Source organism: Streptomyces sp. TRM70350 (assembly GCF_019219825.1).
In the GTDB taxonomy this organism is placed as follows: Bacteria; Actinomycetota; Actinomycetes; order Streptomycetales; family Streptomycetaceae; genus Streptomyces.
Map to the genome: position 1 here is coordinate 488,730 of NZ_JAHUXH010000001.1, position 14,844 is coordinate 503,573.

Genomic DNA, 14,844 nt, shown 5'->3' on the forward strand with positions numbered 1-14,844 from the left:
CGCACGCATAGCGTGCCTTCCATGGCTCTGGCAACGCGGACGGACCGACGGCCGTCCATGGCGCGCACGATGTGGGACAGCTCCGTCGGCAAGAAGACAGTGATGGCGGTCAGCGGCCTGATCATGCTGCTGTACCTGGTCGTCCACATGATCGGCAACCTGAAGATCTTCTTCGGCGCCGGCGAGTTCAACCACTACGCCCACTGGCTGCGCACGCTCGGCGAGCCCTTCATGCACTACGAGTGGACGCTGTGGCTGGTCCGCGTCGTCCCCGTCGTCGCGGTCGTCGCCCACGCCGTCTCCGCGTACCAGCTGAGCCGCCGCGACATCAAGGCACGCCCCAGCAAGTACGTCCACAAGAAGCCGCGGGCCTCCTACGCGACGCGCACCATGCGCTGGGGCGGGATCATCCTCGGCCTGTTCATCGTCTGGCACATCCTGGACCTGACGACCGGGACCGTGCACCCCGGCTTCCAGCCCGGCCACCCGTACCAGAACGTCGTCGACACCTTCTCCACCTGGTACGGCAACGTCATCTACATCGTCGCGATGCTCGCCCTCGGCCTGCACGTCCGGCACGGCTTCTGGAGCGCCGCCCAGAGCCTCGGCGTCGGCAGCCGCACCCGCGACCGCGCCCTGAAGACCGTCGCCAACGTCCTCGCGCTGCTGCTCACGGTCGGCTTCATCGCCGTGCCGGTGGGTGTCATGACTGGAGTCGTGAGCTGAGATGACCTACACCGACTACGAGACCGGCGTACCGGTCGTCGACACCAAGGCCCCCACCGGGCCGATCAACGAGCGCTGGGACAAGCGCCGCTTCGAGGCCAAGCTGGTCAACCCCGCCAACCGGCGCAAGCACACCGTCATCGTCGTCGGCACCGGCCTCGCGGGCGGCTCCGCCGGGGCCACGCTCGCCGAACAGGGCTACCACGTCGTCCAGTTCTGTTACCAGGACTCCCCGCGCCGCGCCCACTCCATCGCCGCGCAGGGCGGCATCAACGCGGCGAAGAACTACCGCAACGACGGCGACTCCATCCACCGGCTGTTCTACGACACCGTCAAGGGCGGCGACTTCCGGGCGCGCGAGTCCAACGTGCACCGGCTCGCGCAGATCTCCGTCGAGATCATCGACCAGTGCGTGGCGCAGGGCGTGCCGTTCGCGCGCGAGTACGGCGGTCTGCTCGACACCCGCTCCTTCGGCGGCGTCCAGGTGTCGCGGACGTTCTACGCCCGTGGCCAGACGGGACAGCAGCTCCTCCTCGGCGCCTACCAGGCGCTCAGCAGGCAGATCGCCGCCGGGAACGTCGAGATGCACCCCCGTACCGAGATGCTCGACCTGATCGTCGTCGACGGGCGGGCGCGCGGCATCGTGGCCCGGGACCTGGTCACCGGGAAGATCGACACGTACTTCGCGGACGCGGTCGTCCTCGCCAGCGGCGGTTACGGAAACGTCTTCTACCTGTCGACCAACGCGATGAACTCCAACGCCACCGCCATCTGGCGGGCACACCGGCGGGGCGCGTACTTCGCCAACCCCTGTTTCACCCAGATCCACCCCACCTGCATCCCTCGCACCGGCGACCACCAGTCGAAGCTCACCCTCATGAGTGAGTCGCTGCGCAACGACGGCCGTATCTGGGTGCCGAAGGCCAAGGGAGACCAGCGGCCCGCGCACCAGATCCCCGAGGGCGAGCGCGACTACTACCTGGAGCGGATCTACCCGTCCTTCGGCAACCTCGTCCCCCGCGACATCGCCTCCCGCGCCGCGAAGAACGTCTGCGACGAGGGCAGGGGAGTGGGGCCCGGCGGGCAGGGCGTCTACCTCGACTTCGCGGACGCCATCAAGCGGATGGGCCGGGGGGCCGTCGAGGCCAAGTACGGCAACCTGTTCGACATGTACCAGCGGATCACCGACGAGGATCCGTACGAGGTGCCGATGCGGATCTACCCCGCCGTGCACTACACGATGGGCGGCCTGTGGGTCGACTACGACCTGCAGACGACCATCCCGGGCCTGTTCGCGATCGGCGAGGCCAACTTCTCCGACCACGGCGCGAACCGCCTCGGCGCCTCCGCGCTGATGCAGGGCCTCGCCGACGGCTACTTCGTGCTCCCGGCGACCATCAACGACTACCTCGCCCGCCACCCGCACCACGACCCGGTCACCGACGAACACCCGGTGGTCCAGGAGGTGCTGGCCGAGACCCAGGACCGGATCAGCCTGCTCCTCGCCGTCGACGGGGACCGCACGCCCGACTCCTTCCACCGCGAGGTCGGCGAGCTGATGTGGGAGTTCTGCGGCATGGCCCGCACCGACTCCGGGCTGCGCAAGGCCCTGGAGCGGATCCCGCAGATCCGTGAGGAGTTCTGGCGGCGGATCAAGGTGCCGGGCACCGGCGAGGAGTTCAACCAGTCGCTGGAGAAGGCCAACCGCATCGTCGACTACCTGGAACTCGCCGAGCTGATGTGCCTCGACGCGCTGCACCGCACCGAGTCCTGCGGCGGCCACTTCCGCGAGGAGTCGCAGACCCCGGACGGCGAGGCGGCCCGCAAGGACGACGAGTTCTCCTACGCGGCCGCCTGGGAGTTCACCGGCACCGGCGAGGCGCCCGTCCTGCACAAGGAAGACCTGGTCTTCGAGTACGTCCACCCCACCCAGCGGAGCTACGCATGAAGCTCACCCTGCGCGTCTGGCGGCAGCGCAACGCCGACGCCGACGGCGCCATGTCCACGTACGAGGTGGACGGCATCTCGCCCGACATGTCCTTCCTGGAGATGCTCGACACGCTCAACGAGGAGCTCATCCTCAAGGGCGAGGACCCCGTCGCCTTCGACCACGACTGCCGCGAGGGCATCTGCGGCGCCTGCTCCCTCGTCATCAACGGCGACGCGCACGGCCCCGAGCGCACCACCACCTGCCAGCTGCACATGCGGTCCTTCCAGGACGGCGACACGATCGACATCGAGCCGTGGCGGGCCGCCGCCTTCCCGGTGATCAAGGACCTGGTCGTCGACCGGTCCGCGTTCGACCGGATCATCCAGGCCGGCGGCTACATCACCGCGCCGACCGGCTCCGCGCCCGAGGCGCACGCCACGCCGGTGCCCAAGCCGGACGCCGACTTCGCCTTCGAACACGCCGAGTGCATCGGCTGCGGCGCCTGCGTGGCCGCCTGCCCGAACGGCGCGGCGATGCTGTTCACCTCCGCCAAGGTCAACCACCTCAACGTGCTGCCGCAGGGCGCGCCGGAGCGCGAGACCCGCGTGCTGAACATGGTGGCGCAGATGGACGAGGAGGGCTTCGGCGGCTGCACCCTCACCGGGGAGTGCGCCACCGCCTGCCCGAAGGGAATCCCGCTGATGTCCATCACCGGCATGAACAAGGAGTGGCTGCGCGCCACCCGCAAGGCGGCCAAGAGGTGAGGCCGCCCAGGTGGAAGAGACGTTCGCCGTAAAGGTGCGGACGGGCGGGACCGGGAGTGGTGCTCATCCCCGGTCCCGTCTCGCTTCCCGGCCACCCCGGGCATTCAACATCCGCACATCCCCGCTCCGGCCACAGGTCACGCGCACGCCAACCGGCGTAGGAAGAACTGTGGCGGCAGGCCGAACGACCCGGCCCGCCCGCTGCCGTCGTCGAACCGGCCCGTGACCAGGAGTGTGCCATGACCGGCGTTTCCACCCTCGACCGTCCCCCGCAGCCAGCGGCACCCACCCGCTACACCGTCACCCTCGCCCGCGACGAGGACGACGTGCGAGCGGCGCAGAAGCTGCGGCACGACGTCTTCGCCGGTGAGATGGGCGCGATGCTGTCCACCCCGCAGCCGGGGCTCGACATCGACTCCTTCGACGCGTACTGCGACCATCTGCTGGTCCGTGACACGCTCACCGGCGAGGTCGTCGGCACCTACCGCCTGCTGCCGCCCGAGCGTGCCGCCGTGGCCGGCCGGCTCTACTCCGAGGGCGAGTTCGACCTGACCCGCCTCGACGCGATCCGCCCCGGCCTCGTCGAGGTGGGCCGGTCCTGCGTGCACCCGGACCACCGCGACGGCACCGTCATCGGCCTGATCTGGGCGGGGATAGCGCGCTACATGGTCGACCGCGGCCACGAGTGGCTGGCCGGCTGCTGCTCCATCCCGCTGGCCGACGGCGGCGCCCTCGCCGCCGCCACCTGGGACCGGGTCCAGGCCAAGAACCTCGCCCCCGAGGAGTACCGGGTACGGCCGCTGCTGGCGTGGTCCGCGGACGGCGTCGCCCGCCCCGCCGGGCGCACCGAACTCCCGCCGCTGCTGCGCGGTTACGTCCGCCTCGGCGCCTGGGTGTGCGGCGAGCCCGCCCACGACGCCGACTTCGGCGTGGCCGACCTGTACGTGCTGCTGCCGATGCGCCGGGTCAACCCGCGCTATCTGAAGCACTTCCTCTCCCTCGTCCCGGCCTGATGAGCGTCTGGCTGCCCAGCGCGCCCTGCACCCCCAGGGCGTGCGTGGAGCCCGCGGGGCGGGGCGCGGCCGCGCTGTGGGCCGTGCTGCGGCTCACCGCGGTGCTGGTGCTGCTGCTCGGCGGGATCACGCTGCTGCCGCTCGGCCGGCGCGTCCCCGCCCGCTGGGTACGCCGGTGGGCCCGGACGATCGCGTGGGCCGCGGGGGTCCGGGTCCGCATCACCGGCTCCGCCGCCCCCACCGGTGGCCTGCTGCTGGTCGCCAACCACATCTCCTGGCTGGACATCCCGCTGCTCGCGTCGGTCCGCCCGGCCCGGATGATCGCCAAGACGGAGATACGGAAGTGGCCGGTCGCCGGTCCGCTGGCCGCGAGCGCCGGGGTCGTGTTCATCGAACGCGACCGTCTGCGTGCCCTTCCGGACACGGTCGCGCACATCGCCGAACTGCTGCGGTCCGGGGCCGCGGTCGGCGTCTTCCCCGAGGGCAGCACCTGGTGCGGCCGCGCCCAGGGCACCTTCCGCCGGGCCGTCTTCCAGGCCGCGCTGGACGCCGAGGTCCCCGTCCAGCCGGTCCGCATCCACTACCGCCTCGCCGACGGCCTCGCCAGCACGGCCCCGGCCTTCGTCGGCGAGGACTCCCTGCTCGCCTCCCTGTGGCGGGTGACGACGGCTCGCGGCCTGGTCGCCGAGGTGGACGTCCGGGACCCGATCCCGCCGGGCACCTTCGCCGACCGCCGGTCCCTGGCCCGCGCCGCCCAGCCCTCCGCGACACCGGAGCCGGGATGGACCCACGCAGTGCTGGCGTCCTAGCCGCTCGTACCTGGCCTTTCCGGCCGCCGGACGCCCACCGGCGGCCGGAGGCCTTCTTCCGGACGGCCGACGGACGCTTCAGGTACGGGCGCAGCAGCAGCCGAGCTATGAGCGGACGATCCCGGCCAGCCGCCGGTACGAGTCCAGCAGCGCCTCGCGGTCGTACGTGCTGGTCGTGACGAGCACCTCGTCGGCGCCCGTCTCCTTCAGCACCGTCTCCAGCTCGTGGGCGACCTGCTCCTCGGTGCCTGCGATGTGGCCGGTCAGGCCGGACTCGTAGAAGCCGCGCTCCTTGTCCGTCATCCGCAGCTCATCGACGCGCTCGGCGGGCGGCAGCGGCGGGAAGGTGCCGTGCGTGCGCGAGTACGCCATCGACCAGGCCTCGGGCATCAGCAGCCGCCGCGCCTCCTCGGGGGTCGCGGCCACGGCGATGGTGCCGGAGATGACGACGTACGGCTCCCGCGCCCACGGAGACGGGCGGAAGTGCGTGCGGTAGTGGTCGATGCCGCGCTGCGTCTTCTCCCGGTTGCGGAGGTCGCCGATCACCATCGGCAGGCCCGCGCGGGCCGCGATCGCGGCGCCCTCGCCCATCGCGAGCACGAAGGGCGGCACGGTCAGGCCCTCCGCCGGACGGGCGTGGACCCGCGTCGGGGAGGTGCCGCGGAACCAGCCCAGCAGTTCCTGGAGCTGGGCGGCGAAGTCCTCGGCATCGTCCTTGCCCCGGCCCAGCGCCCTGCGCACGCCGTCGGTGAAGCCCACCGAGCGGCCGAGCCCCATGTCGATCCGGCCCGGGAAGAGGGACTCCAGCACGCCGAACTGCTCGGCGACGACCAGAGGTTGGTGGTTGGGCAGCATCACCCCGCCGGTGCCCACCCGGATCGTCCGGGTCGCCCCGGCCACGGCGGCGGCCAGCACGGTCGGCGCGGAACCGGCGACGCCGGGCACGCCGTGGTGCTCCGACACCCACAAGCGGTGGTAGCCGAGCTCCTCCAGCTCCCGCGCCAGCCGCACGGTGTCACGCAACGCCTCCGGTGCCGGATGCCCCTCGCGGGTGCGGGAGCGGTCGAGCACGGAGAACGGGGTCGAGGCGATCACGGAGGTCACATCAGGGTTCAACGCCTGGCGGGGCTCGGCATTCCCACCGTGTCCGGTCCGCGCGGATGCCGGGCGCGGCACGCCGGAGCTACGACGTCAGTAGTCGATGCGGTCGGGGTGCAGCTTGGGCAGCGTGTCGTCGTGCGCGGCCCGCTCCGGATCGGTGATCGGCTCCAGCACCTCGTAGTCGACCACGGTCTTCGCCGGCGCACGCCGGGCCGTACACGTACCTTGAGCGTTCCGTCCGGCCGCGGTGGGCTGTCGCCGATGCCGCCGGAGATCGCCTCCTTGAGGTCCTGCGGGCCCACGCCACAGGAACGCGTCTTAGGGTGGGCCTGTGACAGCTCGTGACGAACGCCCGGTCGCCGTGTTCGACCTCGACAACACCCTCGCCGACACGGCCCACCGGCAGCGCTTCCTGGAACGCAGGCCGCGTGACTGGGACGGCTTCTTCGCCGCCGCCCCCGCGGATCCGCCGCTGGCCGAGGGCATCGCGATGGCGCGGGCGAGCGCCGAGGAGTGCGAGGTCGTGTACCTCACCGGGCGGCCCGAGCGGTGCCGGCGGGACACGCTCGACTGGCTCACCGCCCACGGGCTGCCCGAAGGGCGGGTCTACATGCGGCGGGACGCCGACCGCAGGCCCGCCCGGCACACCAAGCTGGAGATCCTGCGCCGGCTCGCCCGGACCCGGGAGATCCGGGTGCTCGTGGACGACGATGAACTGGTGTGCGAGGACGCGGAGCGGGCCGGGTTCGCCGTCGTGCGGGCGCGCTGGGCGACCCCCTCCGCCGAGCTCAAGGTCGCGCAGGAGCGCGAGGGGCGGACCTGACGGGGCAGGTCCTCATTCCGCGTCCTCCAGGCGGAAGCCGACCTTCATGCTCACCTGCCAGTGCGCGATCTGCCCGTTGTCGAGCTGGCCCCGCACTTCCGTCACCTCGAACCAGTCGAGGTTGCGCAATGTCTGCGAGGCGCGGTTGATGCCGTTGCGGATGGCCTGGTCCACGCCCTCGGGCGAGGTGCCGACGATGTCCGTGACCCGGTAGGTGTGGTTCGTCATGCGGGTGCTCCTCTCCGCGCGGTGACGACGGCGTCCTGTGTGTCCCGCGTCACTCCACCGTGCCCCAAGCGGCAGCGGAGCGCGAGGCGTCGCCCGCCTTCCCCGGAATCCCTTGACCTCCCGTATTGGTCCATACCAAAATCCAGCACACCCGTACGAGCCCACGGCTCGTTCCCCCCACGTCGGGCCCTTTCCCCCTGTCCGCCAGACAGAACAGGACCGCCGTGAAGCTTCGCCTCCTCGCCCTCGCCTGCGTGTCCGCCTCCCTCCTCGGCGGGTGCGCGCTCGTCCCGTCGAGCGGGACCGAACGGCGCACGGTCACCGTGTGGCTGATGAAGGACAGCGCCTCCTCGGAGTTCCTGGAGCGGTTCACCGAGGAGTTCGAGCGCACGCACGGCGCCCTCGACCTCGACATCCGCATCCAGGAGTGGACCGGCATCGGCGAGAAGGTGCAGGCCGTGCTGGAGGCCGACACCCCTGACGGGCCCGATGTGATCGAGGTCGGCAACACCCAGGTCCCGCAGTACGTCGACGGCGGCGGCCTGCTCGACCTGACGCTGGAGTCGCTGCGGGACTGGGGCATGCGCGACTGGCTGCCCGGCCTCGCCGAACCGGGCCGCCAGCGGTCGACGCAGTACGGCATCCCCTGGTACGCGGCGAACCGCGTCGTCATCTACCGCAAGGACCTCTTCGAGCAGGCCGGGATCGCCGACCCGCCGAAGACCCGCGAGGAGTGGCTCGCCGCCACCGAGAAGCTCAACTCCGGCGGCACCCAGGGGATCTACCTGGCCGGACAGGACTGGTACACGCTCTCCGGCTTCATCTGGGACGAGGGCGGCGACCTCGCGCAGGAGAGCGGCGGCGTCTGGACCGGCACCCTGGACACCCCGGCCGCCCTGCGCGGCATGGACTTCTACCGCCGGCTCCAGGCGCTCGGCGAGGGCCCGGTCGACGCCGACGAGGAACACCCGCCGCAGGCCGGGGTGTTCGCCGAAGGGAAGGTCGCCCAGATCGTGGCCGTACCGGGCCAGGCCCGGGCGATCGTCCAGCAGAACCCCGAACTCGACGGCAAGCTGGGCTTCTTCCCCGTCCCGGGCAAGTCCGCCGACAAGCCCGGCGCGGTCTTCACCGGCGGCTCCGACCTCGTCGTACCGAAGAACACCGACCAGCGCGACGGCGCCATCGCGGTCGTCGAGGAACTCACCGGCGCCAAGTGGAACACCGAACTGGCCCGGACCATGAACTACGTCCCCAACAAGACGACCCTCGCCGGGGCCGTCGCGGGCGAGGAGGGGGTCGCCGCCATGGCGGCCGGTGCCGCGCAGGGGCGGGCGACCCCCAGCACGCCCGAGTGGGCGGCCGTCGAGGCGGACAACCCGATCAAGGAGTACATGACCCGGGTGCTCACCGGCGCCGACCCGCAGGCGGAGGCCCGCCGCGCCTCCCGCCGGATCACGGAGGCGCTGGCGGTCCCCCTCGGCTGATCAGCCGACGGTGCTCAGCGAGAGCGCGAAACGGCCCTCGCCGTCCGTCCACCAGTGGGACAACTCCAGCCCTGCAGAGGCCAGTTCGGCGCGCACCCCCTCCTTCCGGAACTTCGCCGACACCTCGGTGCGCAGCTCCTCGCCCGCCGCGAAGTCGACGGCGAGATCGAGCGAGGGAATCTTCACGGTCTGCGCGGTACGGGAGCGCAGCCGCATCTCGATCCACTCGTTCCCGGCGTCCCACAGGGCCACATGGTCGAAGGCGCCGGGATCGAAGTCGGCGCCCAGCTCACGGTTGACGACCGCCAGGACGTTCTTGTTGAACGCCGCCGTCACCCCGGCCGCGTCGTCGTACGCCCGGACCAGCACCTGCTCGTCCTTGACCAGGTCGGTGCCGAGCAGCAGCGCGTCGCCGGGGGAGAGCAGGGCGCGGACCGCTGCCAGGAACACTGCGCGCTCGTCGGGGAGCAGATTGCCGATCGTGCCGCCGAGGAACGCCACCAGCCGGGGGCCCGGCGTGTCGGGCAGTTCGAGCGCCACGGTGAAGTCGGCGATCAGCGCGTGCACGTTCAGGCCGGGCCGCTCCGCGATGAGCGCGTGCCCGGCCTGGGTGAGGGCGCTGTCGCTGACGTCGACCGGGACGTACGTGTGCAGCCCGGTCAGCGCGTCGAGCAGGTACCGCGTCTTCTCCGAGGAGCCGGAGCCCAGCTCGACGAGGGTGCGGGCGCCGGTCGCCACGGCGATCTCGGCGGCACGGGCGACGAGGATCTCCCGTTCGGCGCGCGTCGGGTAGTACTCGGGCAGTTCGGTGATCTGTTCGAACAGATCGCTGCCGTGGGCGTCGTAGAACCACTTCGGCGGCAGCGTCTTGGGCGAGTTCGTCAGGCCCTGCTGGACGTCGGCGCGCAGCGCGGCCTCCGTGGCGTCCTCGGGCAGGGTGCGGGTGAGCAGGAACGGACTCACGTGTGGGGCTCCTTCAACGGTGCGGCCGCCGAGGTGTCGCTCGGCTCCTTCAGCGGGGTGAGCTGCACGTCGGTGCCGCTCGCCGCCAGCAGGGTGCGGTCGGGCACCTCGTGCCAGCGCGGATCGTCGTCGTACGGTTCCGAGGCCACGACCGTTCCGCCGCCCGGCCGGGGGAGATACCACAGGGTGTCGCCCCAGGCCGTCGCGGCGATGGACTCGCCGTCGGTCAGCAGCAGGTTGAGCCGGGAGTCCGGGGCCGCCGCGGCGATCTCCGGGACCGTGTCGGCCAGCGCCCGGCCCAGGTCGTCGCCCGCGCGCAGCCGGGCGAGGACGAGCGCCCACACGAGCGCGGAGTCGTTGCGGGCCTCCAGGGACAGCAGGTCCACCGGGGGCAGACCGTGGGCGAGCCCGGCGAGTGAGTGCGGCCAGCCCGTCACGGCGCCGTTGTGGCTGAACAGCCAGGATCCCGCGGCGAACGGCGCCGCCGCGGCCTCCGCGTCGGCGCCCGCCAGCGTCGCGTCCCGCACCGCGGCGAGCAGCGTCCGGGTGCGCACGACCCGGGCCAGATCGGCGAAGGACAGGTCCGCCCAGATGGGCCCGGCCCGCCGGTAGCGCGCCGGCAGCGGATCGCCCTGCGCGTACCAGCCGACCCCGAAGCCGTCGGCGTTGACGGTGCCGTACCGCTGGCGGCGTGGCGCCCACGACTGCCGGTACAGGCCGAACGGGGGCTCCACCAGCAGCCTGCCGAGGGTTTCCTCGGGCCCGGTGTACGCCAGGTGACGGCACATCAGACGTCCCCCGAGCGGGCGGTGCGGAAGCCGGAGAAGATCTGCCGCCGGATCGGATAGTCCCAGTTGCGGAAGGTGCCCCGGCAGGCCACCGCGTCCACGGCGAACGAACCGCCGCGCAGCACCTTGTACTCGGGCCCGAAGAACACCTCGGAGTACTCCTTGTACGGGAACGCCTGAAAACCGGGGTACGGCAGGAAGTCGCTGGCCGTCCACTCCCACACGTCGCCGATCAACTGCCGTACGCCCAGTGGCGACTCACCGGCCGGATAGCTGCCCGCCGGTGCCGGGCGCAGATGCCGCTGGCCCAGGTTGGCGTGCTCGGGCGCCGGGTCGGCGTCGCCCCACGGGTAGCGCGTCGAACCGCCGGTCGCCGGGTCGAAGCGGGCCGCCTTCTCCCACTCCGCCTCGGTGGGCAGCCGCCGCCCGGCCCAGCGGGCGTAGGCGTCGGCCTCGTACCAGCACACATGCAGTACCGGCTCGTCGGGCGGCACGGCCTCGGTGACACCGAAACGCCGCCTGAGCCACTGGCCGCCGTCGCGCCGCCAGAACAGCGGGGCGTGGATGTTGGTGCGGCGGATGTGCGCCCAGCCGTCCGCCGTCCACCAGCGCGGGTCGTCGTAGCCGCCGTCCTCGATGAACGCGAGATACGCACCGTTCGTGACCGGTGTGGTGTCGATGTAGAACGAGGCCACCTCCCGCCGGTGCGCGGGCCGTTCGTTGTCCAGCGCCCACGGCTCGGTGGAGGTGCCCATGGTGAACGGGCCGCCGGGCACCAGGACTTCGGCCGGACCGGTGAACAGCGGCACGGGCTCCGGGTCGGGGGCGTGCAGGGCCTGCGGACCCTTGCGGAGCTGATGGGTGATCAGCATGGTCTCATCGTGCTGCTGTTCGTGCTGTGCGATCATCCCGAAGGCGAAACCCGCCTCCGTCAGCCGCGTTCCGTGAAAGGCGGTGTCCGCCAGTACGTCCAGGGCCCGGCCGCGCACCTCGGCCGCGTACCGGCGGGCCTCGGCGGGCGGCAGCAGCGGCAGCGACGGGCGCTCCGCGCGCGGGTGCTCGAAGGCGTCGTACAGGCTGTCGATCTCGGGCCGTATCGCCTCCTGGCCGGCGACCGCGCGCAGCAGCCAGAGCTCCTCCTGGTTGCCGATGTGCGCGAGGTCCCACACCAGCGGGGACATCAGCGGCGAGTGCTGGGCGGTCAGGTCGGGTTCCTCCACGCAGCTGGTCAGCAGGGTGGTGCGGTCCCGCGCGGTGGTGAGCGAGGTCAGGGCGCGCTCACGGAAGGCCTCGGTGTCGGTCTCGGTGTCGGTCTCGGTCTCCGTGTCGGTGGCGGGGTCGGTCATGTGCGCAGGTCCTTCCCGTGCGCGCGGCGGTCCTCGCCGCGCGGGCTGTCGAGCAGGTCGTCGGCGGGGCAGCGGCCCCGGATGACATAGCGGTCCATGTACGCGGCGACGGCGTCCGTGACCTCGGTGGACGCGCCGAGCCGGGGCAGCGCCCGCAGCGCCGTCGCGAAGCACTCGACGGCCACCTCGTGCAACTCCCGGTCGGCCAGCCCCTGCCGGGCCGCGTCGAGCCACAGCGGGTTGTGCGGCGCGGGCCGTGCCCCGGTGCGCTCGGTCAGGGGTTTCACCGCGCGGTACGCGGTCTCCGCGGCCTCGGGGTCGTCGAACAGGGCCGTCGTCACGGCGAGCGGCACGATCCACCCGTTCTCGCCGGGCTGCGCGTCGATCATGCGCAGCTCCAGATGGCCGCGCGGCCGGACCGGCGGGAACAGCGTGGTCATGTGGTAGTCGAGGTCGTCCCAGGTCGGTGGCCTGGGCGCCCCCGATCGGGTCCAGTCCCGGAAGGTGACCCCGTCCGGCACGTGCCAGGGGCCGCCGTCCTGCCGCACGCACATCACCGGGGCGTCCAGCACATGCCGGGCCCAGGCGCCCCGGGGATCGGCGTCCAGGACGGGCGCACCCGCCCGGTCCGCGCCGATCTCCACCCAGCGCAGCTGCCGGGTGGACCGCCAGCCGGTGGGCTGGTGACCGGCCAGCGGGGAGTTGGCGAACGCGGCCAGCAGGACCGCGCCCAACTGGTGCGCCAGCCACCAGCGCCGCACATGGCCGAGCGGGCCCGGCTCCTCGTACCCGGCGTCCAGGCACACCTGGACCGAGGCCGAGGTGCACATCATGGCGCGACCGGCCGGGCCGGTGCGGTCGAGGCAGGTCTCCATCGCCTCGTAGCGCGGCTCGCGCAGGAACCGGCGGGGGGCGTGCCACGGGTCGTGGCCGATGCCGAGGAGGCCGAGATCGTGCTCACGCAGTTCGGCGCGAACGGCGTCCAGGTCGGTGGAGACGGTGTCCACGCACTCCATCAGGGAGGCGGCGGGCGGGGAGCTCAGCTCCAGCTGTCCGCCGGGTTCGACGGTCAGCGCCGACCTCAGAGGGACGGTGCGCAGTGCGGCGTAGGCCGCTTCGAGTCGTTCGGGTGTCATGGGGAGCTGCGGAGTGCGCAGCTCGTGGACGAGCCATTCCACTTCGACGCCGACGGTGCGCGGCGGCCCGGTCTTGAAGCAGATGCCCCGGACCAGGGCCTCCACTTCCGGTTCTGTGACGGCTGTACGGGGCGCCGTACAGCCGTTGACTGATTCGGACATGTCGGGATCCTCCTGAGATTCCACCATGCCGCCGATCCGGCGAAGGGCAAGCCGGACCGGCACACCCGTCCCACCCAAGACCCTCGCGTCGCTTCGCACAAGGGTGCACACCGGGACTTTGCGGACCGGATGCCCGCGCCCGGGGGTCCGGGAAACTCTGTTGCACCGCAGGACCAGCGTCGCTCACGATGCGTTCATGAGCACGACGGGGGAGATCGCGGGGCGCGCGGTCGTGGCGCCCACGGGGGTGGCGCCATGAGCGCGCGCCTGCGAGCCATCGCGCGGGAGACCGAGCAGATCGTGGCCACGGGCGCCTATCAGGCGTCGAACGGGCGTACGATGTCCATCGCCGAGGCGGTCGAGGCCGCGCGCGCCGGGACCCGGATGTACGGCCCGGTGCCGGTGCCGGTGGCGCCCGCGCCGCCGGTGGACACCCTCGTCGAGGTCACGGGCGAGAGCAGCCTGGAGGCGGCCCGCCGGATCGGTGACGCGGCGGTCCTGAACTTCGCCTCCGCCCGCAACCCCGGTGGCGGCTTCCTCAACGGCGCCCAGGCCCAGGAGGAGGCCCTGTGCCGCGCCTCCGCGCTGTACACGTGCCTGCTGCGGGTCCCGGAGTTCTACGACCATCACCGCGCCCACCGCGACCCGTTCTACTCCGACCGTGTCATCCATTCGCCCGCCGTGCCCGTCTTCCGCGACGACCGCGGCCGCCTGCTGGACGAGCCGTACACGGCCGGGTTCCTGACCGCGGCGGCTCCGAACGCCGGGGTGGTGCGCCGTACGGCGCCGGAGCGGGCGGCCGAAGTCCCGTACGCCCTCGCCGTACGCGCCGAGCGCGTCCTGGAGACCGCCGCCTGCCACGGCTACCGCCGGCTGGTCCTGGGTGCCTGGGGATGCGGGGTGTTCCAGAACGATCCGGCGCAGGTCGCGGGCGCCTTCCGGGATCTGCTGGGGCCGGGCGGACGGTTCGCGGGACGGTTCGGGCAGGTGGCGTTCGCGGTGCTGGACCGGACGCCCGGGGCGGTGACCCGGGAGGCGTTCGTCCGCGCGTTCCCGGAACGTCAGCTCCAGCCGTAGCGCTCGCGCAGCCGGTGCCGGACCAGGTTGAAGCGCATCCGGTCCAGGGCGCACGCCTCCCGCCGCATGCCCTCCTCGTGCAGCCGCAGCACCCGGTCCACGTCCACCCAGGAGTCCCGTCCCGACCGGTCCCACGGCCCGTTCCCGATCGGCACCCACCGGGCCGAGCCCCGGCTCCCCTGGAGCGGCTTGGCCGCGCCCCTTGTCTCACCGTCATGCCGCTTGCTCGACAACTGCACGGCGAGGAACGTACCCGCCGCCTCCCGGGCCACCACCAGCACCGGGCGGTCCTTGCCCCGCCCGTCGTTCTCCTCGTAGGGCACCCACGTCCACACGATCTCCCCGGGGTCCGGGTCGCCGTCGTGCGCGGGCGAGTACTCGGTGCGCACCCGGCCGACCTCGCGCGGGTCGGCCTCGGTGGTCGCGGTGGGGCCGAAGCGGCCGGGGGCGGTCTCATCCGTGAAGGCAGTCACGGGGGTCACGGTAACGGGCGG

At 72.3% G+C, this 14,844-nt stretch carries 15 protein-coding genes; 8 read left to right on the top strand and 7 right to left on the bottom strand.

Annotated features, from left to right (window positions below; genetic code table 11):
- Positions 1 to 57: 57 nt before the first annotated feature.
- From KWI83_RS02230 to KWI83_RS02250, 5 genes are all read left to right on the top strand, one after another.
- A complete protein-coding gene (locus KWI83_RS02230; RefSeq protein ID WP_218512724.1) occupies positions 58 to 726 on the top strand; it encodes a succinate dehydrogenase in 669 nt (222 codons plus the stop codon).
- Position 727: 1 nt separating this feature from the next.
- Positions 728 to 2,674 (top strand): fumarate reductase/succinate dehydrogenase flavoprotein subunit, encoded by a 1,947-nt coding sequence (locus tag KWI83_RS02235; protein ID WP_218512495.1) that lies wholly within the window; start codon positions 728 to 730, stop codon positions 2,672 to 2,674.
- Positions 2,671 to 3,420: a succinate dehydrogenase/fumarate reductase iron-sulfur subunit gene (locus KWI83_RS02240; RefSeq protein WP_218512496.1), complete on the top strand. Its 750-nt coding sequence runs from the start codon at positions 2,671 to 2,673 to the stop codon at positions 3,418 to 3,420. Before KWI83_RS02235 ends, KWI83_RS02240 begins: the two co-directional genes overlap by 4 nt.
- 239 nt (positions 3,421 to 3,659) lie before the next feature.
- Positions 3,660 to 4,433 carry a GNAT family N-acetyltransferase gene (locus KWI83_RS02245; protein WP_218512497.1) on the top strand — a complete coding sequence of 258 codons (774 nt, stop codon included), beginning with the start codon at positions 3,660 to 3,662 and terminating at the stop codon, positions 4,431 to 4,433.
- Entirely contained in the window at positions 4,433 to 5,242 is an 810-nt protein-coding gene (locus KWI83_RS02250) for a 1-acyl-sn-glycerol-3-phosphate acyltransferase (RefSeq protein WP_218512498.1), read from the top strand. The genes KWI83_RS02245 and KWI83_RS02250 overlap by 1 nt, the downstream gene beginning before the upstream one ends.
- Positions 5,243 to 5,347: 105 nt before the next feature.
- Here the strand turns inward: KWI83_RS02250 and KWI83_RS02255 are convergent, their stop codons facing one another.
- Positions 5,348 to 6,346 (bottom strand): LLM class flavin-dependent oxidoreductase, encoded by a 999-nt coding sequence (locus tag KWI83_RS02255; RefSeq protein WP_218512499.1) that lies wholly within the window; start codon positions 6,344 to 6,346, stop codon positions 5,348 to 5,350.
- Positions 6,347 to 6,674: 328 nt separating this feature from the next.
- On the opposite strand from KWI83_RS02255, the gene KWI83_RS02260 reads away from it, so the two are divergent.
- Complete coding sequence (locus KWI83_RS02260) at positions 6,675 to 7,166, top strand: hypothetical protein (protein ID WP_218512500.1); 492 nt, start codon at positions 6,675 to 6,677, stop codon at positions 7,164 to 7,166.
- A 12-nt stretch (positions 7,167 to 7,178) separates the two neighbouring features.
- On the opposite strand, the gene KWI83_RS02265 is transcribed toward KWI83_RS02260, so the two are convergent.
- Complete coding sequence (locus tag KWI83_RS02265; RefSeq protein WP_141306938.1) at positions 7,179 to 7,394, bottom strand: dodecin; 216 nt, start codon at positions 7,392 to 7,394, stop codon at positions 7,179 to 7,181.
- A gap of 224 nt (positions 7,395 to 7,618) precedes the next feature.
- On the opposite strand from KWI83_RS02265, the gene KWI83_RS02270 reads away from it, so the two are divergent.
- Positions 7,619 to 8,878 carry an extracellular solute-binding protein gene (locus KWI83_RS02270; protein WP_218512501.1) on the top strand — a complete coding sequence of 420 codons (1,260 nt, stop codon included), beginning with the start codon at positions 7,619 to 7,621 and terminating at the stop codon, positions 8,876 to 8,878.
- On the opposite strand, the gene egtD is transcribed toward KWI83_RS02270, so the two are convergent.
- Genes egtD through egtA form a run of 4 tightly spaced genes read right to left on the bottom strand, consistent with a single transcriptional unit; the run spans position 8,879 to position 13,273 of the window.
- Complete coding sequence (egtD, locus tag KWI83_RS02275) at positions 8,879 to 9,841, bottom strand: L-histidine N(alpha)-methyltransferase (protein ID WP_218512502.1); 963 nt, start codon at positions 9,839 to 9,841, stop codon at positions 8,879 to 8,881. It lies immediately after the preceding gene.
- A complete protein-coding gene (egtC, locus tag KWI83_RS02280; RefSeq protein WP_218512503.1) occupies positions 9,838 to 10,629 on the bottom strand; it encodes an ergothioneine biosynthesis protein EgtC in 792 nt (263 codons plus the stop codon). The genes egtD and egtC overlap by 4 nt, the downstream gene beginning before the upstream one ends.
- Positions 10,629 to 11,975: an ergothioneine biosynthesis protein EgtB gene (egtB, locus tag KWI83_RS02285; protein WP_218512504.1), complete on the bottom strand. Its 1,347-nt coding sequence runs from the start codon at positions 11,973 to 11,975 to the stop codon at positions 10,629 to 10,631. The genes egtC and egtB overlap by 1 nt, the downstream gene beginning before the upstream one ends.
- Positions 11,972 to 13,273: an ergothioneine biosynthesis glutamate--cysteine ligase EgtA gene (egtA, locus tag KWI83_RS02290; RefSeq protein ID WP_218512505.1), complete on the bottom strand. Its 1,302-nt coding sequence runs from the start codon at positions 13,271 to 13,273 to the stop codon at positions 11,972 to 11,974. The genes egtB and egtA overlap by 4 nt, the downstream gene beginning before the upstream one ends.
- A 255-nt stretch (positions 13,274 to 13,528) precedes the next feature.
- Here egtA and KWI83_RS02295 point away from each other — a divergent pair, with 255 nt between their 5' ends.
- Positions 13,529 to 14,350, top strand: a complete 822-nt coding sequence (locus KWI83_RS02295) for a TIGR02452 family protein (protein ID WP_218512506.1) — start codon at positions 13,529 to 13,531, stop codon at positions 14,348 to 14,350.
- On the opposite strand, the gene KWI83_RS38070 is transcribed toward KWI83_RS02295, so the two are convergent.
- Positions 14,335 to 14,832, bottom strand: coding sequence for a type II toxin-antitoxin system PemK/MazF family toxin (locus KWI83_RS38070; protein ID WP_308121974.1), 498 nt, complete (start codon positions 14,830 to 14,832; stop codon positions 14,335 to 14,337). The genes KWI83_RS02295 and KWI83_RS38070 overlap by 16 nt on opposite strands.
- Positions 14,833 to 14,844: the final 12 nt, after the last annotated feature.

Coding starts and splice junctions, on each gene's coding strand:
- KWI83_RS02230 (WP_218512724.1), top strand. CDS start 58: ATGGCGCGCACGATGTGGGACAGCTCCGTCGGCAAGAAGACAGTGATG.
- KWI83_RS02265 (WP_141306938.1), bottom strand. CDS start 7,394: ATGACGAACCACACCTACCGGGTCACGGACATCGTCGGCACCTCGCCC.
- KWI83_RS02245 (WP_218512497.1), top strand. CDS start 3,660: ATGACCGGCGTTTCCACCCTCGACCGTCCCCCGCAGCCAGCGGCACCC.
- KWI83_RS02295 (WP_218512506.1), top strand. CDS start 13,529: ATGAGCGCGCGCCTGCGAGCCATCGCGCGGGAGACCGAGCAGATCGTG.
- egtC (WP_218512503.1), bottom strand. CDS start 10,629: ATGTGCCGTCACCTGGCGTACACCGGGCCCGAGGAAACCCTCGGCAGG.
- KWI83_RS02250 (WP_218512498.1), top strand. CDS start 4,433: ATGAGCGTCTGGCTGCCCAGCGCGCCCTGCACCCCCAGGGCGTGCGTG.
- egtA (WP_218512505.1), bottom strand. CDS start 13,273: ATGTCCGAATCAGTCAACGGCTGTACGGCGCCCCGTACAGCCGTCACA.
- KWI83_RS02235 (WP_218512495.1), top strand. CDS start 728: ATGACCTACACCGACTACGAGACCGGCGTACCGGTCGTCGACACCAAG.
- KWI83_RS02240 (WP_218512496.1), top strand. CDS start 2,671: ATGAAGCTCACCCTGCGCGTCTGGCGGCAGCGCAACGCCGACGCCGAC.
- egtB (WP_218512504.1), bottom strand. CDS start 11,975: ATGACCGACCCCGCCACCGACACGGAGACCGAGACCGACACCGAGACC.